The sequence below is a fragment of the Nonomuraea sp. NPDC003201 genome, assembly GCF_053590415.1.
The window spans coordinates 21,544-45,948 of sequence record NZ_JBSFTC010000062.1 but is presented as its reverse complement, the minus strand read 5'-3'; the positions used below and the strand labels follow the sequence as shown (position 1 = coordinate 45,948).

At 70.8% G+C, this 24,405-nt stretch carries 22 protein-coding genes; 13 read left to right on the top strand and 9 right to left on the bottom strand.

From position 1 onward, the window contains the following. Positions 1-290: 290 nt before the first annotated feature. The 4 genes from ACWDX9_RS22940 to ctaC form a co-directional block, all read right to left on the bottom strand. Positions 291-1,493 carry an Ig-like domain-containing protein gene (locus ACWDX9_RS22940; RefSeq protein ID WP_449957121.1) on the bottom strand — a complete coding sequence of 401 codons (1,203 nt, stop codon included), beginning with the start codon at positions 1,491-1,493 and terminating at the stop codon, positions 291-293. A 201-nt stretch (positions 1,494-1,694) separates the two neighbouring features. Then, a complete protein-coding gene (locus ACWDX9_RS22935) occupies positions 1,695-2,108 on the bottom strand; it encodes a cytochrome c oxidase subunit 4 (RefSeq protein ID WP_350728931.1) in 414 nt (137 codons plus the stop codon). Beyond that, positions 2,108-3,772, bottom strand: a complete 1,665-nt coding sequence (gene ctaD, locus ACWDX9_RS22930; protein ID WP_449957119.1) for an aa3-type cytochrome oxidase subunit I — start codon at positions 3,770-3,772, stop codon at positions 2,108-2,110. The genes ACWDX9_RS22935 and ctaD overlap by 1 nt, the downstream gene beginning before the upstream one ends. Next, a complete protein-coding gene (gene ctaC, locus ACWDX9_RS22925; protein WP_449957117.1) occupies positions 3,769-4,578 on the bottom strand; it encodes an aa3-type cytochrome oxidase subunit II in 810 nt (269 codons plus the stop codon). The genes ctaD and ctaC overlap by 4 nt, the downstream gene beginning before the upstream one ends. A gap of 163 nt (positions 4,579-4,741) precedes the next feature. Here ctaC and ACWDX9_RS22920 point away from each other — a divergent pair, with 163 nt between their 5' ends. From ACWDX9_RS22920 to ACWDX9_RS22910, 3 genes are all read left to right on the top strand, one after another. Beyond that, a complete protein-coding gene (locus tag ACWDX9_RS22920) occupies positions 4,742-5,884 on the top strand; it encodes a cysteine desulfurase family protein (RefSeq protein WP_449957115.1) in 1,143 nt (380 codons plus the stop codon). Then, positions 5,881-6,126, top strand: a complete 246-nt coding sequence (locus ACWDX9_RS22915) for a sulfurtransferase TusA family protein (RefSeq protein ID WP_043638353.1) — start codon at positions 5,881-5,883, stop codon at positions 6,124-6,126. The genes ACWDX9_RS22920 and ACWDX9_RS22915 overlap by 4 nt, the downstream gene beginning before the upstream one ends. Positions 6,127-6,189: 63 nt before the next feature. After that, positions 6,190-6,624, top strand: coding sequence for a CBS domain-containing protein (locus ACWDX9_RS22910; protein ID WP_350728925.1), 435 nt, complete (start codon positions 6,190-6,192; stop codon positions 6,622-6,624). Positions 6,625-6,679: 55 nt separating this feature from the next. Here the strand turns inward: ACWDX9_RS22910 and ACWDX9_RS22905 are convergent, their stop codons facing one another. Together ACWDX9_RS22905 and erpA are read right to left on the bottom strand one after the other, a co-directional pair. Further along, complete coding sequence (locus tag ACWDX9_RS22905; protein ID WP_449957113.1) at positions 6,680-7,666, bottom strand: carbohydrate kinase family protein; 987 nt, start codon at positions 7,664-7,666, stop codon at positions 6,680-6,682. 98 nt (positions 7,667-7,764) lie between these two features. Next, positions 7,765-8,118 carry an iron-sulfur cluster insertion protein ErpA gene (gene erpA / locus ACWDX9_RS22900; RefSeq protein WP_192792115.1) on the bottom strand — a complete coding sequence of 118 codons (354 nt, stop codon included), beginning with the start codon at positions 8,116-8,118 and terminating at the stop codon, positions 7,765-7,767. 165 nt (positions 8,119-8,283) lie between these two features. Between erpA and nadA the strand changes: the two genes are divergently transcribed. Continuing rightward, positions 8,284-9,435, top strand: coding sequence for a quinolinate synthase NadA (gene nadA, locus ACWDX9_RS22895; RefSeq protein ID WP_350728921.1), 1,152 nt, complete (start codon positions 8,284-8,286; stop codon positions 9,433-9,435). Positions 9,436-9,444: 9 nt separating this feature from the next. Here the strand turns inward: nadA and ACWDX9_RS22890 are convergent, their stop codons facing one another. Then, a complete protein-coding gene (locus ACWDX9_RS22890) occupies positions 9,445-10,290 on the bottom strand; it encodes an alpha/beta fold hydrolase (RefSeq protein ID WP_449957111.1) in 846 nt (281 codons plus the stop codon). A 28-nt stretch (positions 10,291-10,318) separates the two neighbouring features. Next, entirely contained in the window at positions 10,319-11,155 is an 837-nt protein-coding gene (locus tag ACWDX9_RS22885; protein WP_449957109.1) for an NAD(P)H-binding protein, read from the bottom strand. 80 nt (positions 11,156-11,235) lie between these two features. On the opposite strand from ACWDX9_RS22885, the gene ACWDX9_RS22880 reads away from it, so the two are divergent. From ACWDX9_RS22880 to ACWDX9_RS22850, 7 genes are all read left to right on the top strand, one after another. Then, a complete protein-coding gene (locus ACWDX9_RS22880) occupies positions 11,236-11,838 on the top strand; it encodes a TetR/AcrR family transcriptional regulator (RefSeq protein ID WP_449957108.1) in 603 nt (200 codons plus the stop codon). A gap of 199 nt (positions 11,839-12,037) precedes the next feature. Then, positions 12,038-13,666, top strand: coding sequence for an FAD-binding oxidoreductase (locus ACWDX9_RS22875; RefSeq protein ID WP_449957107.1), 1,629 nt, complete (start codon positions 12,038-12,040; stop codon positions 13,664-13,666). 120 nt (positions 13,667-13,786) lie between these two features. Continuing rightward, the gene (locus ACWDX9_RS22870; protein ID WP_364251139.1) at positions 13,787-14,479 is read left to right on the top strand and encodes an EthD domain-containing protein; all 693 of its coding nucleotides are present in this window, start codon (positions 13,787-13,789) and stop codon (positions 14,477-14,479) included. Continuing rightward, positions 14,479-15,990, top strand: coding sequence for a GMC family oxidoreductase (locus ACWDX9_RS22865; protein ID WP_449957105.1), 1,512 nt, complete (start codon positions 14,479-14,481; stop codon positions 15,988-15,990). The genes ACWDX9_RS22870 and ACWDX9_RS22865 overlap by 1 nt, the downstream gene beginning before the upstream one ends. A gap of 11 nt (positions 15,991-16,001) precedes the next feature. Then, a complete protein-coding gene (locus ACWDX9_RS22860) occupies positions 16,002-17,582 on the top strand; it encodes a GMC family oxidoreductase (RefSeq protein ID WP_449957103.1) in 1,581 nt (526 codons plus the stop codon). A gap of 127 nt (positions 17,583-17,709) precedes the next feature. After that, positions 17,710-18,798, top strand: coding sequence for an IS701 family transposase (locus ACWDX9_RS22855; protein WP_449957102.1), 1,089 nt, complete (start codon positions 17,710-17,712; stop codon positions 18,796-18,798). Continuing rightward, complete coding sequence (locus ACWDX9_RS22850; protein ID WP_449957100.1) at positions 18,777-20,183, top strand: ATP-binding protein; 1,407 nt, start codon at positions 18,777-18,779, stop codon at positions 20,181-20,183. The genes ACWDX9_RS22855 and ACWDX9_RS22850 overlap by 22 nt, the downstream gene beginning before the upstream one ends. Before the next feature lie 6 nt (positions 20,184-20,189). Here the strand turns inward: ACWDX9_RS22850 and ACWDX9_RS22845 are convergent, their stop codons facing one another. After that, positions 20,190-21,818 (bottom strand): FAD-dependent oxidoreductase, encoded by a 1,629-nt coding sequence (locus ACWDX9_RS22845; RefSeq protein WP_449957098.1) that lies wholly within the window; start codon positions 21,816-21,818, stop codon positions 20,190-20,192. Between the two features lie 152 nt (positions 21,819-21,970). Between ACWDX9_RS22845 and ACWDX9_RS22840 the strand changes: the two genes are divergently transcribed. Both ACWDX9_RS22840 and ACWDX9_RS22835 read left to right on the top strand, forming a co-directional pair. After that, positions 21,971-22,795 (top strand): type 1 glutamine amidotransferase domain-containing protein, encoded by an 825-nt coding sequence (locus tag ACWDX9_RS22840; RefSeq protein WP_363963443.1) that lies wholly within the window; start codon positions 21,971-21,973, stop codon positions 22,793-22,795. A 2-nt stretch (positions 22,796-22,797) separates the two neighbouring features. Next, a complete protein-coding gene (locus ACWDX9_RS22835; protein WP_449957096.1) occupies positions 22,798-24,399 on the top strand; it encodes a thiamine pyrophosphate-binding protein in 1,602 nt (533 codons plus the stop codon). The last annotated feature ends 6 nt before the right edge of the window (positions 24,400-24,405 follow it).

The window sequence follows — 24,405 nt, the reverse complement described above, 5'->3', positions numbered from 1 at the left end:
CCGAGCCGAGGCGCCGCGGAGCCCGGGGCGTGGCGAGCCCGGGGCGCGTCCAGCCTCGTGTGCGGCAAGCCCGGGCGTGGTGAGCCCAGTCTGTGGCGAACCCGGGGCGTGGCGAACCTGGGGCGTGGCGGACCCGGGCGTGGTGAGCCCAGGTTGTGGCGAGCCTGGGACGCGTTCAGCCTCCTGTGTGGCGACCGGAGCGTGGCCGGCTCCGAGTGTGGCGGGTCGGGGCGGGTGTCGGCGGGCCGGAAGCGGTGGGCCGAGGCCGTGGTCGGCGGCGCGAATCGGTATCAGAACGTGATGGTCGGCCCGTCCTTAAGCACACTCCACTTGAGCCACTCCTTCCAGTTCTCCTGCCAATGACCCCACCCGTTCGTGGGCTCCAGCTTCCGCGGCGACCCCGTGATGATGATCGGATCCCCGATCAGCGTGTTCTTGACGAACCAGATCGCGTTCTCCGGGCTGATGTTCACGCACCCGTGGCTGACGTTCGAGTTGCCCTGCGACCCCACCGACCAGGGCGCGCTGTGCACGTACTCGCCGCTGTTGGAGATGCGGACGGTGTGGTAGACCATCAGCGAGTAGTAGCCCGACTGGCCGGGCCCGATCCCGGGCGAGGTCATGAGCGTGGAGTCCTCGCGCGACATCGCCAGGTGGATGCCGCCGGTGGTGTAGTACTTCCACTGCCCGCCCTGCCCCGCGCTCATCGGCATCTCGCGGATCTTCTTGCCGTCGCGCCGGACGTAGAGCACGTGCTCGTCGGTGCTGCCCTTGGTGATCTGCGAGCGGCCGATCTTGAAGTCGAGCCGTACGTCGCGCTTGCCGTACAGGCCGGGGCCCCCGCGCACGCCGGCCAGCTTCGCGTCCAGCCGCACCTTCGTGTGCGCGGGCCAGTACTCCAGCGGCCGGAAGTCCACGTGGCTGTCGTCGAACCAGTGCCAGGCGCCCTCCACGGGCCTGGAGCTGCGGACCGTGAGGTTGCGCTCGACGGACACCCGGTCGGCGACCGGCTTGTCGAAGGCGATCATGATGGGCATGCCGACGCCGACCGTCAGCCCGGTGTCGTCCTTGTTCGGGGTGATGGTCTGGATGTCGAACGTCTTGTTGCCCTTGACCGTGGAGAACGTGCTGGTGGTCTGGGTCTGCTTGCCCGCTTCGTCCGCGGAGACGGCGGTGATCGTGTAGCTCGACCCGGGGCGGGCGGTGACGGTGCTGCGCCAGTTGGTGCCGTCGGCGCTCAGGACGCCCTTGAGCGCCCCGGACTTGCCGCCGTCCACCCGTACGCTCTTGAGTGTGCCTCCACGGGCCGAGACGACCACAGGCTGGTCTGTGGCCACGTTCGCGGCCTTGTCCTGCGGAGAGAACGTCACAGCGGGCCCCTGGGCCCCGCCGGCCATGGCGACCCCCTCAGGCTTCGGGGCCGAGGCCCCCGAGCACGCCGCCAGCAGCGCCAGCGCCAGCAGGCCGGCCGATCCATTCGCTACGCGCCCCACGTATGACCTCCCTCGTCCGACAACGAACCCCTTGACCTGCTCACCACCCGGTTGTGCCCGAAAAGGCCCTTAGCGGCGGTCCGCATAGCAGACTTCTCATTACTACCCTCAGTGATCGAATAACCACATCGGATCACCGTTAAAGAACACAAAAAAACGGGCGTCCCCCCTCAAGGGAGACGCCCGCTCAGGCAGCCCGGGTCAGTGCGAGAAGTTGCCCCGGTAGTACTGGAAGACGAAGCCGATCATGGCCATGATGACCAGGAAGATCCCGATCAGGAACATCCAGAAGCCGATCACGAACCCGGCGAAGGCGAAGGCCGCCGCCAGGCACAGGAACAGCGGCCACCAGCTGCTCGGGCTGAAGAACCCGATCTCGCCCGCGCCGTCGCTGATCTCGGCCTGCTTGTCGTCCTCCGGCTGGGCGCCGATGCGCCGCGCGGTGAACATCAGGTAGTAGCCGACCATGAACGCGAACCCGACCGAGATCGCCATGGCCGTGGTGCCGACCGGCTCACCGTGACCCGTCGCCGCCTTGGTCCAGAACCAGTAGGCGACGTCGACACCGGCGAAGAACAGGCCGCACGCGAGGAACAGCCAACCCTGGACCTTCATCAGGCCTCGACCTCCGATGCCGTCGGCTTGGCGGACACGTGCGGGTAGTGCAGGTCGAACGCGGGACGCTCGGACCGGATGCGCGGCAGCGAGGTGAAGTTGTGCCGCGGCGGCGGGCAGGAGGTCGCCCATTCGAGCGAGCCGCCGTAGCCCCAGGGGTCGTCGACGGTGACCTTCGGCGCGCTGCGCCAGGTCTTCCAGACGTTGTAGAAGAACGGCAGCGTCGAGGCGCCCAGCACGAACGCGCCCACCGACGAGATCATGTTGAGGTCGGTGAAGCCGTCGGCCGGGCTGTAGTCGGCGTAACGACGCGGGAAGCCGAGCATGCCCAGCCAGTGCTGGATGAGGAACGTCGTGTGGAAGCCGATGAACAGCAGCCAGAAGTGCAGCTTGCCCAGCTTGTCGTCGAGCATCTTGCCGGTGAACTTGGGCCACCAGAAGTAGAAGCCCGCGAACATGGCGAACACGACGGTGCCGAAGACCACGTAGTGGAAGTGGGCCACGACGAAGTAGGTGTCGCTGATGTGGAAGTCGAGCGGCGGCGAGGCCAGGATGACGCCCGTCAGGCCGCCCAGGAGGAACGTGACGAGGAAGCCGACCGAGAACAGCATCGGCGACTCGAAGGACAGATGCCCTCGCCACATCGTTCCGACCCAGTTGAAGAACTTCACACCTGTCGGCACCGCGATGAGGAACGTCATGAATGAGAAGAACGGCAGCAACACCTGCCCGGTCGGGAACATGTGGTGCGCCCAGACCGTGATGGACAGACCGGCGATCGAGATCGTCGCGACCACGAGGCTGATGTAACCGAAGACCGGCTTGCGGCTGAAGACCGGCAAGATCTCGCTCACGATGCCGAAGAACGGCAGCGCGATGATGTACACCTCAGGGTGTCCGAAGAACCAGAACAGGTGCTGCCAGAGCAGCGCGCCTCCGTTGTCGGGGGCGAAGACGTGCGTGCCGAGCTTGCGGTCCGACTCCAGCACGAGCAGCGCGGCGGCCAGCACCGGGAAGGCCATCAGCACGAGCATGCTGGTCAGCAGGACGTTCCAGACGAAGATCGGCATGCGGAACATGGTCATGCCGGGCGCGCGCATGCAGATGATCGTGGTGATGAAGTTCACCGAGCCGAGGATCGTGCCGAGGCCGGACAGGGCCAGGCCCATGATCCACAGGTCGCTGCCGATGCCGGGCGAGTTGATCGCGTTGGACAGCGGCGTGTAGGCGAACCAGCCGAACGAGGCCGCGCCACCCGGCGTGAAGAAGCCAGACACGGCGATGATGCTGCCGAACAGGTAGAGCCAGTAGCTGACCATGTTGAGGCGCGGGAACGCCACGTCGGGGGCGCCGATCTGCAGCGGCATCAGCTCGTTGGCGAAGCCGGCGAACAGCGGCGTCGCGAACATCAGCAGCATGATCGTGCCGTGCATGGTGAACAGCTGGTTGAACTGCTCGTTGCTGGTGAACTGCATGCCCGGCTGCGCCAGCTCGGCCCGCATGATCAGCGCCATGACGCCGCCGATCAGGAAGAAGGCGAAGGACGTGATCAGATAGAGGTGCCCGATGATCTTGTGATCAGTGGAGGACAGCCACTTGGCGATCACCTGGCCCTTGGTGACGGGCCTGGCCGGCGCGCGAAGGGGTTCGTGGATGGCGGTCACTGGGCACTCCCAGCCTGGTTCGAAGCGATGTACTGGTTCCACTCGTTCGAGTCGACGAGCTTCACGTTGAACAGCATGCGGCTGTGGTCGACACCGCAGAGCTCGGCGCACCGGCCCGCGAAGATCCCCGTACGGGCCAGAGTGGTGATCTCGAACTTACGGCCCGGGTTGCCTTCCTTGATGCCGGGGATGACGTCCCGCTTGAACAGGAACTCCGGCACCCAGAACGAGTGGATGACGTCGTCGGTCGACAGGTCGAACTCGACCTTCGTGTTCGTCGGCAGCATCAGCTGGGGCCCCTGGTGATAGTCGCTCACCGGCGTGCCGGCGACGGGGGCCAGTGTCTTGCCGTTGACCGTCGTGGTGAAGCGCCAGCTCCACTGGAAGGCCTCGACCTTGACCTTCACGGTCGCGTCGCCGTCCACCTTGGCCAGCACCTGGCTGTCACGCGCGGTGAAGAAGAAGAACACCGACACCATGACGAGCGGGATCAAGGTGTAGAGCATCTCGATCGGCAGGTTGTAGCGCACCTGCGGCGGCAGATCGGCCGAGGACTTGCGCTTGCGGTGGAAGATGGCCGCCCACACGATCAGAAAGATGACGACCGCACCCGTGGCGAGCGCGGCGATCCAGGCCCCGTTCCACAGAGTCTGGACCACGCCCGCCTGCTCGGTGACATGGTCGGGAAGAAGACCACGAGACCAGTCGGCCTTCGGAACGTCATTAGCACACGCCGTAGCAGTGGCCAGCAGCAACGCCAAAGCGGCGGCACGCGGCACCCTGCGCCGGGCCAACGAACGCCGCATCGTACGGCGAGTCGGACTCACGGATCGCCTACCCCACAGATGAAGCCCAAGAGTCTTTCTCTTGGGCGCTCTTATTTCCAGATGCACAGCTGATTGCAGACACATTAGCGTGCAGGTGCTTCGCCCTGCCGCGCGACCCCTCGATGGCGCCGGAAGTGGGACGATGAGTCTCGTGGCGTATTTCGACGCGGCTTCGAGCGAGCCGCTCCACCCTCAGGCACGCGAGGCGCTGCTGGCGGCGATCGACGTCGGCTGGGCCGACCCCGCGAGACTGTACGGCCAGGCCCGCCGCGCACACCTGCTGCTGGAGCAGGCCCGCACGGAGGTGGCCGAGGCGCTCGGCGCGCGCCCGGACGAGGTGTCGTTCACATCGTCGGGCACGCAGGCCGTGCATCTCGGCGTGCTCGGCACCCTACACGGCAGACGCAGGGCCGGGCGCCACCTGGTCACCAGCGCGGTCGAGCACTCCAGCGTGCTGCACGCCGGTGGCGTGCACGAACGCGACGGCGGCACGACCGAGACGGTGGGCGTGGACCTGACGGGGCGGGTGGATCTCGAGCGGTTCACCGAGGCGGTCGCCCGGCCCGGCACCGCGCTGGCCTGCCTGCAGACGGCCAACCACGAGGTCGGCACGGTGCAGCCGGTGGCGGAGGCGGCCGCGGCGTGCCGCTCCCACGGGGTTCCGCTGCTGGTGGACGCGGCGCAGACGGCCGGCAGGATGCCGGTCCCGCCCGGCTGGTCGGTGCTGACGGCCAGCGCCCACAAGTGGGGCGGCCCCGCGGGGGTGGGCGTGCTGGTGGTGCGCAAGGGCACGCGGTTCCGCTCGTTCCTGCCCGAGGACGAGCGGGAGCGGCGGCGGGTGCCGGGGTTCGAGAACGTGCCCGGCATCGTCGCGGCGGCGGCCGCGCTGCGCGCGATGGCCGCGGACGCGGCGCAGGAGCAGGCGCGGCTGTCGGAGCTCGTGGCCAGGATCAGGGAGACGGTGCCGAAGATCGTCCCGGACGTCGAGGTGATCGGCGACCCGGTCGACCGGGCGCCGCACATCGTGACCTTTTCGTGTCTGTACGTCGACGGCGAGGCCTTGCTGACCGAGCTGGACAAGGCTGGTTTCGCGGTTTCGTCAGGAAGCTCGTGCACCGCTAGTACGCTTCGTCCATCGCACGTTCTTGAAGCGATGGGCGTGCTGACGCATGGCAATGTCCGGGTGTCGCTGCCCAGGGGGGCCTCCGCGGCCGAGGTCGACAGATTCCTCGCCGTGCTGCCCGATCTGGTGCGCCGCATCCGGCAGGACGCAGGAGTCGCATGACCGAGGTTACCCAGCCGGCTTTGACGATCGACGCGCTCGGGAAGAAGTGCCCGATCCCGATCATCATGCTGGCCGAGCAGATCAACTACGTCCCGCTCAACGCGGTGGTGGCCGTGCTGGCCGACGATCCGGCGGCCTACACGGACGTGCCGGCGTGGTGCAGGCTGAAGTCGCACCGGCACGTCGGCTCGTACGAGCTGCCCGAGGGCGGCTGGGCCATCCACGTCCGGCGCAACTACTGACATTCCCCCCGAAAGTGGGGTAGAGGCTTCCCGTACGAAGTCACCGACTTTCGGGGGAAAGCCATGACCAGAGGACATCCGCACGAGACCGCCCGTGACGTGATGCATCCGGGGGCCGAGTGCATCGGCGCGCACGAGACGCTCGACAGGGCGGCTCAGCTGATGCGCAACATGAACGTGGGGGCACTGCCCGTGTGCGGCCCCGACGAGCGGGTGAAGGGGATCATCACCGACCGCGACATCGTCGTCAAGTGCATCGCCTCGGGGCACGACCCGTCGAGGACGACGGCGGGCGAGCTGGCCGGGGGCCTGGTCTTCGTCACCCCGGAGACGTCCGTGGACGAGACGCTCACGCTGATGGAGCAGCACCAGATCAAGCGGCTCCCCGTGCTGTCGGACAACCGCATCGTCGGCATGATCACCGAGGCGGACCTGGCCAAGCACCTGCCGGACGACAAGCTCGCCGAGTTCCTGCACCACGTCTACGCGAGGAGCTGAGCCGTGCGGGCCGCCCCGGGGCCGCTCACAGCGGGCCGGGGCGGCCGAGCGGCGCCTACGGGTGGTAGCAGCGCACGTGGTCGGCGATGTCCGCCGTGGCCTCCTTGCCGTACGCGGCGCCGAACCGCTCGAGGAAGACCTGCTGCCCGAGCTCGTACTCCTGGCCGCCGACGCGCTCGAGCACGTGGGTGGCGGTCAGGTTGCCGACCTGGCCGCAGCGCTCCAGCGGCAGCCCCCAGGCCAGCCCCGACAGGAACCCGGCGCGGAAGGCGTCGCCGACGCCGGTGGGGTCGGCCTTGCCCAGCTCGGGGGCGGGGGCGACCTGGATGGACGGCTCGCCCCTGCGGTCGATGACGGCGCCCTTGGGGCCGAGCGTGGTGATCCGGACGCCGACCCGGTGCAGGATCTCCTCGTCGGACCAGCCGGTCTTCTGCTCGATGAGCCCCTTCTCGTAGTCGTTGGAGAAGAGGTAGGCGGCGCCGTCGACGAGCTGGCGGATCTGCTCGTCGGCCATGCGCGCGAGCTGCTGGGAGATGTCGGCGGCGAACGGGATGCCGCGCTGGCGGCACTCGTCGGTGTGGCGCAGCATCGCGTCGGGGTCGTTGGGGCTGATCAGCACCAGGTCGAGGCCGTCCAGGCGGTCGGCGACGGGCTTCAGCTCGATCAGCCGGGCCTCGGCCATGGCCCCGGTGTAGAACGAGGCGATCTGGTTGTGGTGCTGGTCGGTCGTGCACAGGAAGCGCGCGGTGTGCTGGGTCTCCGAGATGTGCACGGAGTCGCAGTCGACGCCGTGGCGCTCCAGCCATGAGCGGTAGTCGGCGAAGTCGTTGCCGACGGCTCCCACGAGAACCGGCTTGAGGCCGAGGCAGGCCATGCCGAACGCGATGTTCGCGGCGCAGCCGCCACGACGGATCTGAAGGTCATCGACCAGGAACGAGAGTGACACCCGATCGAGCTGCTCGGCGATGAGCTGTTCGCCGAAGCTTCCTGGGAAGGTCATCAGGTGGTCTGTCGCGATTGAGCCGGTAACGGCGATGCGCACGGGATTCTTCTTCCTCGTTGTCAGCAGGCCTATGAGCCCCACGAGAATACGCGAAGGTCCCGCACGCACAAAGGCGAGCGGGACCCGGCGGCCACCGACTAGTTGAAGGAGTCACCACAGGCGCAGGAGCCCGTGGCGTTGGGGTTGTCGATGGTGAACCCCGACTTCTCGATCGTGTCGACGAAGTCGATCGAGGCCCCCATCAGGTACGGAGCGCTCATGCGGTCGGTGACCACGCTGACTCCCCCGAAGTCCGACACCACGTCGCCGTCCATCGACCGGTCGTCGAAGAAGAGCTGGTAGCGCAGGCCGGAGCAACCACCCGGCTGCACGGCGACCCGCAGCTGCAGACCTTCCTCACCCTGCTGCTCAAGCAGGCTCTTGACCTTGGCGGCGGCCGCGTCAGTCAGGATCAGGCCCTGCGCCGTGGTCTCGCTGCTCTCAACCGTCATCTGCTGACTCCCTAACCCGGCTGTCTGTTTCCGACGTCCTACTAATGACGCTACCAACACCTGGCCCATGCCACACATTCCCGGGGTCGCCGCCCCCTGGAATAAGTAGGTATCCCCCATATGTCATGATGAGTATCGTCACTTCGACGATAAGGGGGTTTGGCCATGGCCACCCAGACTGGGCTGCCGCTCTACGTCCTCGGCCAGGGCGCCGATCCGCACAGCGAGAAGGGGGTCGAGTGCCCGGGCGAGCTGCCGCCCGCCTCGGACCCCGACCTGGTGGAACGGGCCCGCAAGGCGAAGGAGGCGCTCGGCGACCGGCTGTTCGTGCTCGGGCACCACTACCAGCGCGACGAGGTCATCCAGTTCGCCGACGTCACGGGCGACTCGTTCAAGCTCGCCCGGCTCGCGGCGGCCAGGCCGGAGGCGGAGTTCATCGTCTTCTGCGGCGTGCACTTCATGGCCGAGTCGGCCGACATCCTGACCGGTGACCACCAGAGGGTGGTGCTGCCGGACCTGGCGGCCGGCTGCTCGATGGCGGACATGGCCACGTTCGACCAGGTCGAGGAGTGCTGGGAGGCCCTGGAGGACGCCGGCCTGGCCGATCAGGTGATCCCGGTCACATACATGAACTCCAGCGCCGACATCAAGGCCTTCTGCGGCAGGAACGGCGGCGCGGTCTGCACCTCCTCCAACGCCCGCCGCGCCCTGGACTGGGCGTTCTCGCGCGGCGAGAAGGTCCTGTTCCTGCCCGACCAGCACCTGGGCCGCAACACGGCGGTGCTGGAGATGGGCATGTCCCTGGAGGACTGCGTCGTCTGGAACCCGCACCGCCCCAACGGCGGCCTCACCCAGGAGCAGCTGGAGCGGGCCAGGATGATCCTCTGGCGCGGCCACTGCTCGGTGCACGGCCGCTTCACGGCTGAGTCGGTCGACGACGTGCGCGCGCGCATCCCCGGCGTGAACGTCCTGGTGCACCCGGAGTGCCGGCACGAGGTCGTGCTCAAGGCGGACCACGTGGGCTCGACCGAGCACATCATCCAGACCCTGGAGGCGGCCCCCGCGGGCTCCAGCTGGGCGATCGGCACCGAGCTGAACCTGGTCAAGCGGCTGGCGCAGATGTTCCCCGACAAGAGCATCTCGTTCCTGGACAAGACGGTCTGCTACTGCTCGACCATGAACCGGATCGACCTGCCGCACCTGGTGTGGGCCCTGGAGTCCCTGGTGCTCGGGGAGGTCGTCAACCAGATCACGGTGGACGAGGACACCGCCCACTGGGCCCGGGCGGCCCTGGACCGCATGCTCGCCCTCCCCTGACCCACCCCTCTAATCCGTGCCGGCCACGAACGCGCCCACCGCGGCCCGGAAACCCTCCGGATCCTCGACCCAGGGCAGGTGACCGGCGCCCGGCAGGATCACCCGCGAGACGTCCGGCAGCGCCCGCTCCAGCGAGTCCACCGCCCGGCGGGGCCGGATGTCCTCGGCCCCGTCGACGATCAGCACCGGCACCGCCAGCGCCGCGCAGGCCTCCCGCAACGCGGGTGTGCCCCAGTCACGCCTGCCCTCGGCGTTCAGGACGGCGTTGCACTCGAAGTTGACGCCGAGCCAGGGGGTCGCCATGCGTTCGGCGTGCTCCATGGCCCGGCCGCGGTCGGCGAAGTCCGCCGACCACTGCAGCACCGCGAACTCACGGTCCTCCGCGGCCGTGCGTTCGCGGCTCTCCAGCTCAGCCCAGCGCGCCACGTCCCCGCTCACCGCGCCGCGCAGGCGGAGCCGGTACTCCTCGCGCCAGGTGTCGCTCGGGTCGATGCCCGTGCCGGAGACGTAGACCAGGCCGCGTACCCGATCAGGGTGCTCCAAGGCGTAGCGCAGGGCCAGCTGGGCGCCCCACGAGTGGCCGAGCAGCACCATCGCCTCCAGGCCGAAGTGGCGGCGGACGGCGTCGAGGTCCGCCACCGTCCGGGCCGTCGAGTACGGCCCGAGCCGCTGTGAGCGGCCGCAGCCGCGCTGGTCCCACCGGTGGACGGCCGCGACGCCGGACAGCAGCCCGGCCACGTCCTCGAAGGTGTCCCACAGGCCCGGCCCGCCATGACAGAAGACGACGGGACGGCCCTCGCCGCTCCGCACCGCCCAGAGCCGCACGCCGTCGTCGGTCAGCACCGTCTCGTCCATGGAGGGCATGATCCCGTGTGGGCCGGGCTCAGCGGAAGGCGGCGGCGTTGCGCCGGGCCCAGGCGGCGAACGGCTGAGGGGCCCGGCCGAGCACGCGTTCGACGTCCGGGCTGATGCGCCGCTCGGCCTCGGTCGGCTCGCCGAGGATGTCCAGCGTGGTGTCCGCGACCGGCGCGGGCATGAACGCCAGCATCTGCGCGCGGGCCTCCTCCCGGGTCTGCTCGACGAACGCGACCGGCTCGCCGATCGCCTGGCCGATGGCCTCGGCGTTCTGCCGCGGCGTCACCGCCTCCGGCCCGGTGAGCTCGTAGGTCCGGCCGTCGTGGCCCGGCTCCCGCAGCACGGCGGCGGCCACCGCGGCGATGTCGTCGGGGTCGATGATCGGCAGCCCGACGTCGCCGAACGGCGCCGCCACCGTGCGGTCCGCGCGGATCGACCCGGCCCAGGCGTACCTGTTGGAGGCGAATCCGCCCGGCCGCAGGATCGTCCACCGCGCTCCCGAGTCGACGACCGCGCGTTCCATCTCCGCTCCGAAGCGGCCGTGGGACGCGCTGTCCGGGCGGGTCACCACGCCCTGCGAGGAGAGCAGGACGATCCTGCCCGGCCCGCTCACCGCGGCGACGATCTCCTTGGGCTCGATGGCGAACAGGTCGCCGCCCGTCAGGAGGAACACCGCGTCCGCGCCCTCCAGCGCCGCGCTCATGCTGCCGGGGTCGGCCAGGTCGGCGGCGACCGCCCGCACGCCCTGCGGCACGTCGGCGTCGGTGATGCGGCGGGACACGGCGGTGACCTGCTCCCCCGCCTCGGCCAGCAGCCGGACCAGCGTCCGCCCGACGTTCCCCGTGGCTCCCGTGACTACGATCATGATCTCTCCCAGTTGTTAGTTAGTCGGCTGACTCACTTGAGGGAGACCATAGCACGGCTCCGCCGCATATAGTTAGTCAGGTGACTGACTCAACGGGTTCGCGGGCGAGGACCGCGGCCGCCAAGCGCCAGCGGCTGATGGCCGCCGCCGCCCAGGTCGTGCACCGGCAGGGGGCGGAACGCACCACCATCGCCGACATCGCCCACGCCGCCGACGTCCCCGTGGGCAACGTGTACTACTACTTCAAGACCAAGGACGACCTGGTCGCCGCCGCCCTCGCCGAGCACGCGCGGCAGCTGGCGCTCCTCACCCACCGCCTGGACGGGCTCGACGACCCCAGGGAGCGGCTGAAGGCCCTCGTGGAGGGGTGGGTCAGCCAGCGCGACCTCGCGGCCCGCTACGGCTGCCCGACCGGGACGCTCGCCGCGGAGCTGGACAAACGCCCCGAGGGCGGCCTGGACGCGGAGGCCGGCCGCGTCATCCGGCTGCTGCTGGACTGGGTCGAGCGCCAGTTCCGCGAGCTCGGCCAGCCTGACCCCTGGGACCTCTCCCTGACGCTGGTGGGCGCCTACCAGGGCATGTCCCTGCTGGCCAACGCGCTGCGCGACCCCGACGTCATGACCCGCCAGTGCGCCCGCCTGCTCGACTGGCTCGACTCCCTGCCCGAGGCCCCCGCCGCCTGAAGGCCTCGGCCCCCGCCGGGCACGTACTTCGTGACGTCCGCCGCCCCTCTTCGTGAGGTGGGCGGCCGGAGGTAACGGACTCCGATCCTTTTTCGCGGCATCCGCGGGAGGCCGGGACACCATGAGGATGTCCTGACGATCACCCTCCGCGGAACCGCACGGAGGGCTCCCACGTGGAGAATCTCCAGAAGGAGCGATCATGGAACGTCCGTCGAGGCGGGGATTACTGGGTGGCGCGGCACTGGTGGCGGGTGCCGTGACGTTGCCCGCGGCCCCCGCCGGAGCCGCGTCATCCGGCGGGACGGTCACGGGCCCGATCACTGGGCCGGTCACCGTGTACCCCGCCGACCCCCGCTACCAGGAGCTGACCGTGGGCTACAACCAGCGCTGGGTCGGCGCGCCCGACTATGTGCGCGTGGTCAGCTCGACCGCCCAGGTCGTCGCCGCGGTGCAGGAGGCGGTCGACGCGGGCAAGCGGATCTCGGTGGTGTCCGGCGGCCACTGCCTGGCCCCGTTCGTGTTCAACTCCGACGTGGACGTCGTCATCGACCTGTCCGGGCTGGACGAGGTGTACTTCGACCAGCAGCGGGGCGCGTTCGCGGTCGAGGGCGGCGCCCGGCTGTCGGGCGTCTACGACACGTTGTTCAAGAAGTGGGGCGTGACCATCCCCGGCGGGATGTGCCCCACGGTCGGCATCGGCGGCCACGCCACCGGCGGCGGGTACGGCTTCCTGTCCCGGCAGCTCGGGGCCGTGATCGACCATCTGGCGGCGGTCGAGGTCGTGGTCGTGGACCGCTCGGGCACCGCCCGCGCCGTGACGGCCTCGCGCGACCCGGGCGACCCCAACCGCGACCTGTGGTGGGCGTGCGCCGGCGGCGGGGGCGGCAACTTCGGCATCGTCACCCGCTTCTGGTTCCGCACGCCGGGCACGAGCGGCTCCAACCCGAGCCGCCTGCTCGTCAACCCGCCCAAGGACGTGCTGCTCAGCGCCGTCGGCATCCCGTGGAGCATGCTGGACCGCACGAAGTTCGCCACCCTGGTCACGAACTGGGGCGCCTGGTACGAGGGGCACGCCGCGCCCGACTCCCCCGCCAGGATCCTGTCCGGCGTCGCGTCGCTGGCGCACCGCTCGAGCGGAAACGTCTTCCTGCTGACCCAGGTCGACGCCACCGCCCCCGACGCGGCGCGGATCCTCGGCGACTACCTGGGGGCCCTGACCGCCGGACTCGGCGTCGACGCCGTGGTGGCGGCCCAGCCGGCGCAGCGGCTCCCGTGGTTGCGCGCGGTCAAGCTGATCGCCGCCAGCATCCCCTCGTTCATCAACCCGACCCTGCGCGGCTCCTCCAAGTCGGCCTACCTGCGGCGCTCGTACACGGCCGAGCAGGCGGGCGCGATGTACGACGCGCTCACCCGTACGGACTTCGCCAACCCGGCGGCCGCGGTGACCCTGGCCGGGTTCAGCGGCGGCGCGATCAACGCCGTCCCCGCCACGCGGACCGCGCTGGCGCACCGCGACGCCGCGTTCTGGACGCTGTTCGAGACCCAGTGGCAGGACCCGGCCGCCGACGCCGCCAACATCGGCTGGCTGCGCGACCTGTACGGCTCGGTGTGGGCGGCCACCGGCGGCTACCCGGTGCCCGGCGACCAGGCCGACGGCTGCTACATCAACAACCCCGACCCCGACATCACCGACCCCGCGTTCAACCGCTCGGGCGTGCCGTGGCAGACGCTGTACTACAAGGGCAACTACGCCAGGCTCCAGCAGGTCAAGGCGGCCTACGACCCCCGCGACGTCTTCCGGCACGCGCAGTCGGTCTCGCTGCCGTAGCGGCACCTGGCCAAGTGCCGCACCGTACTTGACTTTGTCAGCGCGGCGCCGCCGGGCGCGCTTCCCGGCGCGGATGCGCGCTCCTAGCGTCGGACACACCGAGTGACGGAGGAGAACACCGTGATCCATCAACTCATCTTCGCCGCGCCCAAGCCCGGGATGACGGAGGAGGAGTTCCAGCAGTACTGGCTGAACGTGCACGCCGTCCGGTACGCGAGCAAGATCCCGCAGATCAGGAAATACCTGATCGACACCCGGATCCCGCTCCGGCCCGACGAGGGCGAGCCGCTGTGGAGCGGCGTCGCGGAGATCTGGCTGCGCGACGAGCGGGAGCAGCTCGAGTCGCTGCAGACGCCCGAGTTCCTGGAGGGCGCGCGGGCCGACGAGCCACGCTGGGCGGCGTTCTGGCGCACGCTCGTGCTCGACACCGACGCGCACGAGCCGGTGCCGGGGCCCGAGCTCGCCCCGCCGTCGGGCGTGAAGCTGATCGTGCTGGTCAAGCGGAAGGAAGGGCTGCCGCTGGCCGACTTCAGGAGCGCCGACCTCGGCCCGCACGCCGAACTGGTCGCGCAGGTGCCGGGGCTGCGCCGGTACCTCCAGTGCCACGTCAGAGACGGCGCGTACGCCATCGGCGAGGCGGTGCTCGACGCCGCCCACCTCCTGTGGTTCGACGACAGGGACGCCATGGAGGCCGCGCTCGCCTCGCCCGAGTACGCCAAGGTCGTGGCCGACATGGAGACGCTGGTCGAGCCGAGGTACGTGCACCGGATGGCCGTCACCGAGCACTGGGTCATCGGGCCGGAGAGCCGCTGATGTCCGCCGGTGACCAGAAGATGGAATACGACTACATCGTCGTGGGCGCCGGCGCGGCCGGGGCGGTCGTCGCCGCCAGGCTCGTCGAGCGGACCGAGGCACGCGTGCTCCTGCTGGAGTCCGGCGGCGACGCCGGCCTGGCGGCCATCCGCCAGACGGGCATCCCCGGCATGGCCTCGCTGTGGCAGGACCCCGCCGTCACCTGGCCGTACGTCACGGTCCCGCAGGCCGGGCTGGGCTGGCGGACGATCCCGCTGCCCCAGGGCAAGGTGCTGGGCGGCGGCAGCTCGGTCAACGCCATGCTGTACGTCCGGGGCAACCGCCGCGACTACGACGGCTGGGCCGCCCAGGGCAACGAGGGCTGGTCGTACGACGAGGTGCTGCCCCGCTTCAAACGGGCCGAGGACTACGAGGAGGGCGCCGGGCCTTACCACGGGGCGGACGGGCCGATGAAGGTGGCCCGCCTGTCGTCGATGTCGGAGGTGTCGCGCGCCTTCCTCCAGGCCGCCTCCGAGCTGGGCTTCCCCGGCGGGGAGGACTGGGACTACAACGGCGCCGCACAGGAGGGCGCCTTCGCCTACCAGTCCACCAGGACGAAGGACAACCAGCGGTCGAGCACGGCGTCCGCCTACCTCGACCCGCTGCGCGGCCACCCCCGCCTCACCGTGGAGACCGAGGCGACGGCGACCCGCGTGCTGCTGGACGGCACGACGGCCACGGGCGTGGAGTACCTGCGCGACGGCGCCCTCCACCGCGCCGGTGCGAGCGCCGAGGTGATCGTCTCCTGCGGCGCGCTCGCCACGCCCAAGCTGCTGATGCTCTCCGGGATCGGCCCGGCCGAGGCCCTGCGCGAGCACGGCCTCGCGGTCGCCGCCGACCTGCCCGGCGTCGGCGCCAACCTGCACGACCACCTCATCCTCGGCGTGGCCTACGCCGCGCGCTCGATCCTGCCGCTGCCCGAGCTGCTGGCGGAGGTGGGGCTGTTCCCACCGGACGACCCCGATCTCCAGATGCTGTTCGGCCCCGTGCAGTTCGTGGCCGACGAGTACCGCGTCGACGGGCCCGCCTTCACCTTCGCCCCCGTGCTCGCCCGGCCGCGCAGCAGGGGCCGGCTGGCCCTGCGGTCGGCGGACCCCGCCGACGCGCCCCTGGTCGACCCCCATTACCTTGAGGACCCGGCCGACCTGGCGGCGCTCGTGCGCGGGATCGAGCTGTCCAGGGAGCTGGCGCACAGCAGCTCGATGTGCTCGTTGCACGACCGCGAGAGCGCGCCCGGCCACGGCGCCGACCTGCCCGCCTACGTCCGCGCCACGGCGACCACCGTGTGGCATCCGGTGGGCACCTGCCGCATGGGTCGCGACCCGCTGGACGTGGTCGACGCGGCGCTGCGCGTGCACGGCGTCGAGCGGCTGCGCGTCGCCGACGCCTCGATCATGCCGTCCATCCCCGCGGGCAACACCGCCGCCGCCACCGTCATGATCGGGGAGCGCGCGGCCGACCTGCTCACATGAAGGAGCCGACCGTGCCAGACAGCTACAGGTACATCGTCATCGGCGCCGGCGCGGCCGGATCGGTGGTGGCCGCCCGGCTCAGCGAGGATCCCGACGCCTCCGTTCTCCTCCTCGAGGCGGGCGACGCACAGGTCACCGACGCGGTGACGACGCCGTGGCGGTGGAACGAGGTGCTGCTGACCGACCTGGACTGGGCGTACATGAGCGAGCCCCAGCCCGGCCTGGACGGCAACCGCGTCTACTCGGCCGCCGGCCGGGGCCTGGGCGGCACCTCGAACATCTACCACATGATGCACACCAGGGGCCGTCCCCAGGACTACGACGACTGGGCCTACCACGGGTGTCCCGGCTGGTCCTTCGACGACGTGCTGCCGTGGCTGCAGCGCCTGGAGGACCAGCGCGACGGGCACAACCCGTTGGCCGGCAAGGACGGTCCGATGACCGTGGCCGACGCGGGCGAGACGGGCAACCCGGTGTCGGAGACGTTCATCGAGGCCTGCGTCGAGCTCGGCCATCCGCGCCTGGACGACTTCAACGCGGGCCTGTTCGGCGCGGGCTGGCACCACGTGAACATCAAGGACGGCCGGCGCAGGGGCGCCCGCGAGTCGTACCTGGATCCCGCGCTCGACCGGCCCAACCTCACGGTGCTGACCGCGGCCCTCGCGGCACGGCTGCTGTTCGAGGGGACGCGCTGCGTCGGCGTGGAGTACCTGCGCGAGGGCCGCACGCACACGGCGCGGGCCGAGGCCGAGGTGGTGCTGTGCGCGGGCGCCATCCAGTCGCCCAAGCTGCTGCTGCTGTCGGGCCTGGGCCCGGCCGGCGACCTGGCCGAGCTCGGCATCCCGGTCGTGGCCGACCTGCCCGGGGTCGGGGCCAACTTCCACGACCACCCGCTGGTCATCGGGCCGATCGGCTACCTGGCCGAGCCGGGCGACGACCCGCGCGGCAACGTCACCGAGGTCGCGCTCTTCTGCGGGTCGCAGGACGGGCTGCCCGTCCCCGATCTGGAGGTCGCGCTGGTGCACCGCGCGCCGTTCGGCGAGAAGTTCTTCGCCAACGTCATCCGCCGCGTGCAGACCGGCCAGCCGGTCGCACCGGTGCGGGAGCTGGTGGACCCGCACGTGATCCTCAGCCTGACCGGCCTGGTGTCGCCGGTCTCACGGGGATGGGTACGGCTGGCCGGCACCGACCCGACCGCCTATCCGCGGATCAACGCCAACTACTTCGGCGACCCGGTCGACCTGGAGCGCACGGTCACCGCTGTGGAGGTCGCCCGGGACATCTACCGCACCAAGGCGTTCACCGGCCGGTGGGGGCTGGCCGAGGTCGCCCCCGGGCCCGGCGTGACCACCCGCGAGGAGCTGCGCGCCTGGGTGAAGGCCAACACCGGGTCGTACTACCACTTCGCCGGCTCCTGCCGGATGGGCACCGACGCCTCGGCCGTGGTCGACCCCCGACTGCGGGTGCGCGGCGTGGAGGGGCTGCGCGTGGCCGACGCCTCCGTCATGCCCTCGCTGGTCAACGCGCATCCGCACACCACGGTCGTGATGATCGGCGAGCGCGCGGCCGACCTCGTCCGTACCTCTAGGTAGAAGTCCCACAGGTAGAAGTCTCATAAGTAGCAGCGAGAGTGCCAGCACAACCTCGTCCTGTCAGCCGGCCCGGATCATTTCAATAATTCGAGGAAAGGGGGATGTTCGATTTATAGGGGTTGGTCGCATGGCCATCTACTCGGATTTGCATTCGCGAGAGTTTTGGCTCTCTCCTTTCTGTGAGGACTTGTTCACGTCCTTCCTCCGCTCCGATCAGCGCCGATGGGGCGAGGTCTACGTCCACGGCCTGGTCTCCGTCCCGGGCCGCAAGTCGATCCGCCGGATCTCCAACCACGTCGTGGGGCGGCCCGTCGACCAGTGCCTCCAGCAGTTCATCAACCAGAGCCCCTGGGACTGGGCGCCCGTACGGCAGCGCCTGGCCCAGCTGCTCGTCGAGGCGATCCGCCCGAAGGCGTGGGTGCTGGAGGAGGTCGTCTTCCCGAAGAACGGTTCCAAGTCGGTGGGCGTGGCGCGGCAGTTCGCCAACTCCGCGGGCCGCCTCCTCAACTGCCAGATCGGCCTGGCGGTCGTGATGGTGGGCGAGGACGGCGGCTGCCCGGTCAACTGGCGGCTGCTGCTGCCCCGCTCGTGGGACGAGGACGACGGCCTGCGCAGCCGGGCCCGCGTACCGGCCCACGAGCACAGCCGGCCGCACTGGCGGCACCTGCTGCAGGCCGTCGACGAGATGGTGGTCGACTGGGGGCTGCCTCCGGCGCCCATCGTGGTGGACGGCAGGTCGATGCCCGGCGTGGAACTCCTCCTCGCCGGGCTCGCCGAGCGCGGGCTGCCCTACCTCGTCCGCGTCTCCCCCGGCACGCTGCCGGCCGGCGGGTCCGGCCTGCCCGCCCGCCCGGTGCTGGAGCCGTTGCGGCCCCGGCTGCAGGTGGTGCAGGGGCAGGCGGGCGCGCGGCCGCTGTACCAACAGCAGGGACAGGGCCACCGCTGGTACCCGCGCTCGGGGGCCCGGGCGATGTGGCTGACCGACCTGGGCCGCAATCGGGTGTCCGACCTGGCGGGACTGGTCGGGCTGCGCAACAGGGCGGCGTCCGTGCTCGCCTCGGTCGCCGCCGAGTCCGGCCTGCAGCACTTCGAGGGCCGCTCCTTCCAGGGCTGGCACCACCACGTCACGCTGGTGTCGGTGGCCCACGCGTACCGGCTGCTGGGCGGCCTGGACGGACGGGAATCGGAGGAACTGTGCCTGCGCCCGCATGGCTGACCGCCCGGCTCTCCGCGATCGAGCTGTTCGCCGGGCTGTCCGACGAACAGCTCGACTGGCTCGCGTGCGCCGGGACCGTCAGGGAGCTCGGCGACGGGCAGGCGCTGTTCGTCGAGGGCGCGCCGGCCGACGGCTTCTACATCCTGCTGGACGGCGAGATCGTGGTCTCGAAGCTGGTCGGCGGGCGGGAGCAGGTGCTCACCCGGCACCTCGGCGACGCGCTGGAGCACCAGTTCATCGGCGAGCTCCCGCTGCTCACCAGCGACGAGTACCTGGCCACCGCGCTGGCCGTGGGGCCGGCGCGGGTCGTGGCCTACGGCAAGGGCGCGTTCTTCGACATGCTGGAGCGCTGCCCGCAGGTCTGCCGGGTGCTGCTGCCGGTGCTGGCCGGGCGCATCAACGCCATGGAACGCCAGGCCGGGCGCAGCCGCATGCTGGAAGGGCTGGGCATGCTGGCGGCCGGCCTGGCCCACGAGCTGAACAACCCGGCGGCGGCCGCGCTGCGGGCCGCGCGGGAGCTGCGCGACCTCGCGCCCCGGCTGGCCGCCACCGCGGTCGAGTGGGGGCGCACGGGCGAGGAGACCGAGGTACGGCTCGTCGCGCGCTTCCAGGACCGGGTGGGCTCCGGGGCCGCGCTGGACCCGCTGGCCGAGGCGGAGGCGGCCGACGACGTCGCCGACTGGCTCCGCGAACAGGGCCTCGGCCCCGACCGGGCCGTGGAGCCGGCCGACGACCTCGCCGAGCACGGTGTGGACCGCGCCGCGCTCGACGAGCTGGCCGCCGGGCTGCGGCCGGACGCGCTCGCCGCGGCGCTGGCGTACCTGGTGCCGGTGCTGCGCATCCGGACGCTCGCCGGCGACGCGGCCGAGGCCGCCGAGCGGGTGGTGGAGCTGGTACGGCGCACCTCGGCGTACACGAACCTGGACCGCGCGCCCCAGCGGGACGCCGACCTGCGCGAGGGCCTGGAGGCCACGCTCGCCCTCATGGCCCCCAAGCTGCGCAACATCCGCGTACGCCGGGAGTACGGCGGCGTCCCCGACCTCCAGGCCTTCCCCAGCGAGCTCAACCAGGTCTGGACCAACCTCATCGACAACGCCGTGGACGCCATGGGCGGCGAGGGCGAGCTGACGATCAGCACCAGGCGGGAGGGCGACCACGCCGTGGTGGAGTTCCGCGACACGGGCCACGGCATCCCCGCCGAGGCGCTGCCGAACGTGTTCCAGCCCTTCTTCACCACCAAGGACCTGGGCAAGGGGACCGGTCTCGGGCTCCATGTCAGCATGGACATCGTGGCGCAGCGGCACGGCGGCACGATGGAGGTCGACTCGCGGCCGGGCGACACGCGGTTCGTGGTGCGGCTGCCGCTGGCCCGGGTCCCCGGGTAAGGGGGGTCAGCTCTCCGAGTGGTAGCGGTGGATCATCGACACCGCCATGGCACCCTCGCCGACGCCCGAGGCCAGCCGCTTGACGGAGTTGGCGCGCACGTCGCCGGCCGCGAACACGCCCGGCACGCTCGTCTCCAGCAGCAGCGGCTGCCTCGGCAGGTCCCAGCTGGCCAGCCCCGCCACCGGACCGAGGTCGGGGCCGGTCAGCAGGAAGCCGTGGGCGTCCCTGCGCACGAGGTCGTCCAGCCACTCGGTGCGCGGCCGGGCGCCGATGAACACGAAGACGTGCTCGGCCTCCCGCGTGGCCAGCTCGCCGCTGCGGGTGTCGCACAGCGTGATGTGCTCCAGCCGGTCCACGCCGCCGGTGGCGACCACGCGGGTGTTCGTCATGACCGTGATGTTGCCCGTCGCGGCGATCTCGTCCACCAGGTACGCGGACATGCCGCTGGCCAGGCTGTCCGCGCGCACCACCATGGTGACGTGGCAGGCGTGCCGGGAGAAGTGCAGCGCCGCCTGGCCGGCGGAGTTGGCGCCGCCCACGATCCACACCTGCCGCCCCACGCACGACTCGGTCTCCGTCAGGGCCGCGCCGTAGTAGATGCCGGCCCCCTCGAAGCGGGCCGCGTCCTCGGCGTCGAGACCGCGGTACGACAGGCCCGGCGACAGCAGCACGGTGGCCGCGGTGATCTCCTTGCCGTCGGACAGGTTCAGCACGCAGGCCCGGCCGGCCCGGCTCAGCCGCCTGGCCTCGACCGGGGCCAGCACGTCCACGCCGAACCTGCGGGCCTGCGCCATCGCGCGGTTGGTCAGATCGACGCCGGAGATGCCGGACGGGAAGCCGAGGTAGTTCTCGATCCGGCTGGAGGTGCCGGCCTGGCCGCCCGGGACGTACGCCTCGATGAGCAGCGTCGCCATCCCCTCGGACGAGGCGTAGACCGACGCGGCCAGCCCGGTCGGGCCGCCTCCGACGATCGCCACGTCGTAGTGCGGGTGGCTGAGCTCCGTCGCCAGGCCCAGGGCCGCCACCACCTCGCCGTGCCCGGGGCGGGCCATCCGGCGCCCGTCGGGCAGCACGACCTCGGGGACCTCCGGGGCGCCCGGCTCCGCCTCCTCGAACCTGAACGGCAGGCGGTAGCGGGTCAGCAGGTCGCGCAGCCGGTGCGTGGCGGGCGCGAACCGGTGGCCGACCAGGCGGATCCCCTGGTACGGGGGCTCGTGGGCGGACTCCCAGTCCGACAGCAGGTCGTCGAGCACGGGGTAGAGCCGCTCCTCCGGCGGCTCCCACGGCTTGACGAGATAGTGGTCCAGCCGCACCTCGTTGATCGCCGAGATGGCGACGCTCGTGTCGGCATAGGCCGTCAGCAGGACGCGGCGGGCGGCGGGGAAGCGCCGACCGGCCTCCACCAGGAACTCGATCCCGGTCATCTCAGGCATGCGCTGGTCGGAGAGGATCAGCGCGACCTCCTCACGGCGCTCGCGCAGCCGGTCGAGGATCCGCGTGGCCTCCACCGGCGACCTAGACGCCAGCACCCGGTAGCGCTCCTGGTAGGCGCGGGACAGATCGCGCCGCACCGCGCGGAGCACGTGATCGTCGTCGTCCACGGCCAGCAGAACCGGCCGCCGCTGCTCGGGCATCACGAGCCTCCAGAATCGGCTACGGCCATTGTTCCGTCATTTTCCGGGCGACCGCCCCCGGCACCTGACGAAGTGCCGGCGACTTTCACGGACTTGACGGAATAGGCGGGCCGGGCTTGTCCTGGAAAACCACATATTGTTTGAATCCACGCATGACGCGCACCATTCTTATTGTTCTCTCCGAGTACGGATATTGGGGAGAGGAACTCGTCGGCCCGCTGGCCGCCTTCGACCGGCAGGGCTACCGGAGCGTGTTCGCCACCCCCACCGGCAAGCGCGCGCGGGCACTGCCGCCCAGTCTCGACCCCGGGTACGTGGATCCGCCGCTGGGCCGCTCCGTGACCACGCCGGAGGTGGCCGTGGCCGCCAGGCAGCTCGACGAGTCGGACCGGCTGGACTCCCCGGTCAGCCTCGCCGAGTGGATCCCCGAACGCCCCTACAACAGCGAGGACGGATACCTCCGCAAGGTCGAGGCCTACTACCGGGAGCTCGGCCGGCTGGACCGGGACGTCGAGAAGTACGACGCCCTGGTCCTCGTGGGCGGCAGCGGCCCGATCGTGGACCTGGCCAACAACGGCCGGGTGCACGACCTGATCCTCTCCTTCGTCCGGGCGGACAAGCCGGTGCTCGCCGAGTGCTACGGCGTCGCCTGCCTGGCCTTCGCCCGCGACTGGGAGGACCGCGCGAGCATCCTGCGCGGCAAGCACGTGACGGGCCACTGCAAGGAGTACGACTACAAGGACGGCACGGGCTTCCTGGGAGTGGACTTCAACATGGGGCCGCCGCCGTACCCGCTGGAGTACATCCTGCGCGACGCCACCGCGCCCGACGGCCGCTACCACGGCAACGTGGGCAAGGAGACGTCGGTCATCGTGGACCACCCGTTCGTGACGGGCCGCTCGACCCCCGACTCGTACCTGTCCGGCGAGAAGCTGGTCGAGGTGCTCGAGTCCGGCCTGCGCCGGTACGGCTGGTGACCATGGCGACCCGTCCCGCCAAAGAGGCGATCTTCGAGCAGTTCGCGGCCGACGGCATCTCGGTGATGTTCGGCAACCCGGGGACCGTGGAGCAGGGGTTCCTGGACGTGCTGGAGGAGACGCCGGGCTTTCGATACGTGCTGGCGCTGCAGGAGTCGGCGGCGCTCGGCATCGCCGACGGCTACGCCCGCGCCACCGGCGGGCCCGCGCTGGTCCAGCTGCACAGCGGGGTCGGCCTCGGCAACGGGGTCGGCCTGCTCTACCAGGCCAAGCGCGGCCACTCGCCGCTGGTGGTGATCGCCGGCGAGGCAGGGGTGCGGTACGAGGCGATGGACGGCCAGATGGCGGTGGACCTGGTGGCGATGGCCCGGCCGGTGACCAAGTACGCGACCAGGGTGACCCACCCCGGCTCGGTGCTGAGGGTGCTGCGGCGCGCGGTCAAGATCGCGATGACGCCGCCGCGCGGGCCCGTCTTCGTGGCACTGCCGATGGACGTGCTCGACGAGGACACCGACGAGCCCGCCGTGGCCAGCACGATCCCCAGCCGGGCGACGGTGCCCGTGCCTGAGGAGCTGGAGCGGGCCGCGGCGGTGCTGCGCGCCGCCCGGCGGCCCGTGGTGCTGGCCGGGGACGGGGTCTCGGTGTCCGGCGCGCAGGAGGAGCTGGCCAGGGTGGCGGAGGCGCTCGGCGCCCCGGTGTGGACGGTGAACTCCTCGGAGCTGACCATCGACACCACCCACCCGCTGCACCGGGGCGACCTCGGGCACATGTTCGGCGAGCACAGCGCCGCCGCGCTGGCCGGGGCCGACGCCGCGCTCGTCGTCGGGACGTACCTCTTCCCCGAGGTGTTCCCGCTGCTGACCAGCCCCTTCCCGGAGACGGCGAAGATCGTCCACATCGACCTGGACGACTACGAGATCGCCAAGAACCTGCCGGCCGACGTCGCGCTCGTCGCCGATCCCAAGCCGACCCTGGCGGCGCTGGCCCGCCTGCTCGGCCCCGCCCGTACCGAGTCCTCCCTCGAGTCGGCCCGCGAGCCGGCGGAGGTGTACGGCGAGACCATGATGGACCTGTTCGCCGGCGAGCTGGCCGCCCGGGCCGGTGACAGGCTGGTGGTCTTCGACGAGGCGCTGACCTCCGCCCCCGCGCTGCTCAGGCGGCTCCCGCCGCGCCGGCCCGGCACCTACTTCCAGACCAGGGGCGGCTCGCTCGGCGTCGGCATCCCCGGCGCGATCGGGATCAAGCTGGCCCGCCCCGAGGACGAGGTGGTGGCCTTTACCGGCGACGGCGGCAGCATGTACACCATCCAGGCCCTCTGGACCGCCGTCAGGTACGGCGTGGCCGCCCGCTTCGTGATCTGCGACAACCGCCGTTACCAGCTGCTCGACGACAACCTCGAACAGTACTGGCGCGAGCGCGGCATCGCCGCGCACCCCCACCCCCAGGGCTTCGACCTGTCCCATCCCCAGATCGACTTCGTGAAGCTGGCCGCGAGCCTGGGTGTCCCGGGCGTCAAGGTGAGCAAGCCCGCCCAGGTGGAGGCGGCGGTCCAGCGGATGCTGGCGACGCCGGGGCCGTTCCTCGTCGATCTGATTACCACCTGAGAGGTA

What these genes read in the sequence shown, in the direction of transcription:
- ACWDX9_RS22835 (WP_449957096.1), top strand. Translation starts at nt 22,798, where the DNA reads ATGGCGACCCGTCCCGCCAAAGAGGCGATCTTCGAGCAGTTCGCGGCC.
- ACWDX9_RS22845 (WP_449957098.1), bottom strand. Translation starts at nt 21,818, where the DNA reads ATGCCCGAGCAGCGGCGGCCGGTTCTGCTGGCCGTGGACGACGACGAT.
- ACWDX9_RS22920 (WP_449957115.1), top strand. Translation starts at nt 4,742, where the DNA reads ATGAGTCTCGTGGCGTATTTCGACGCGGCTTCGAGCGAGCCGCTCCAC.
- erpA (WP_192792115.1), bottom strand. Translation starts at nt 8,118, where the DNA reads ATGACGGTTGAGAGCAGCGAGACCACGGCGCAGGGCCTGATCCTGACT.
- ACWDX9_RS22875 (WP_449957107.1), top strand. Translation starts at nt 12,038, where the DNA reads ATGGAACGTCCGTCGAGGCGGGGATTACTGGGTGGCGCGGCACTGGTG.
- ACWDX9_RS22865 (WP_449957105.1), top strand. Translation starts at nt 14,479, where the DNA reads ATGTCCGCCGGTGACCAGAAGATGGAATACGACTACATCGTCGTGGGC.
- ACWDX9_RS22890 (WP_449957111.1), bottom strand. Translation starts at nt 10,290, where the DNA reads ATGGACGAGACGGTGCTGACCGACGACGGCGTGCGGCTCTGGGCGGTG.
- nadA (WP_350728921.1), top strand. Translation starts at nt 8,284, where the DNA reads ATGGCCACCCAGACTGGGCTGCCGCTCTACGTCCTCGGCCAGGGCGCC.
- ACWDX9_RS22910 (WP_350728925.1), top strand. Translation starts at nt 6,190, where the DNA reads ATGACCAGAGGACATCCGCACGAGACCGCCCGTGACGTGATGCATCCG.
- ACWDX9_RS22915 (WP_043638353.1), top strand. Translation starts at nt 5,881, where the DNA reads ATGACCGAGGTTACCCAGCCGGCTTTGACGATCGACGCGCTCGGGAAG.
- ACWDX9_RS22855 (WP_449957102.1), top strand. Translation starts at nt 17,710, where the DNA reads ATGGCCATCTACTCGGATTTGCATTCGCGAGAGTTTTGGCTCTCTCCT.
- ACWDX9_RS22885 (WP_449957109.1), bottom strand. Translation starts at nt 11,155, where the DNA reads ATGATCGTAGTCACGGGAGCCACGGGGAACGTCGGGCGGACGCTGGTC.
- ACWDX9_RS22840 (WP_363963443.1), top strand. Translation starts at nt 21,971, where the DNA reads ATGACGCGCACCATTCTTATTGTTCTCTCCGAGTACGGATATTGGGGA.
- ACWDX9_RS22935 (WP_350728931.1), bottom strand. Translation starts at nt 2,108, where the DNA reads ATGAAGGTCCAGGGTTGGCTGTTCCTCGCGTGCGGCCTGTTCTTCGCC.
- ctaC (WP_449957117.1), bottom strand. Translation starts at nt 4,578, where the DNA reads ATGCGGCGTTCGTTGGCCCGGCGCAGGGTGCCGCGTGCCGCCGCTTTG.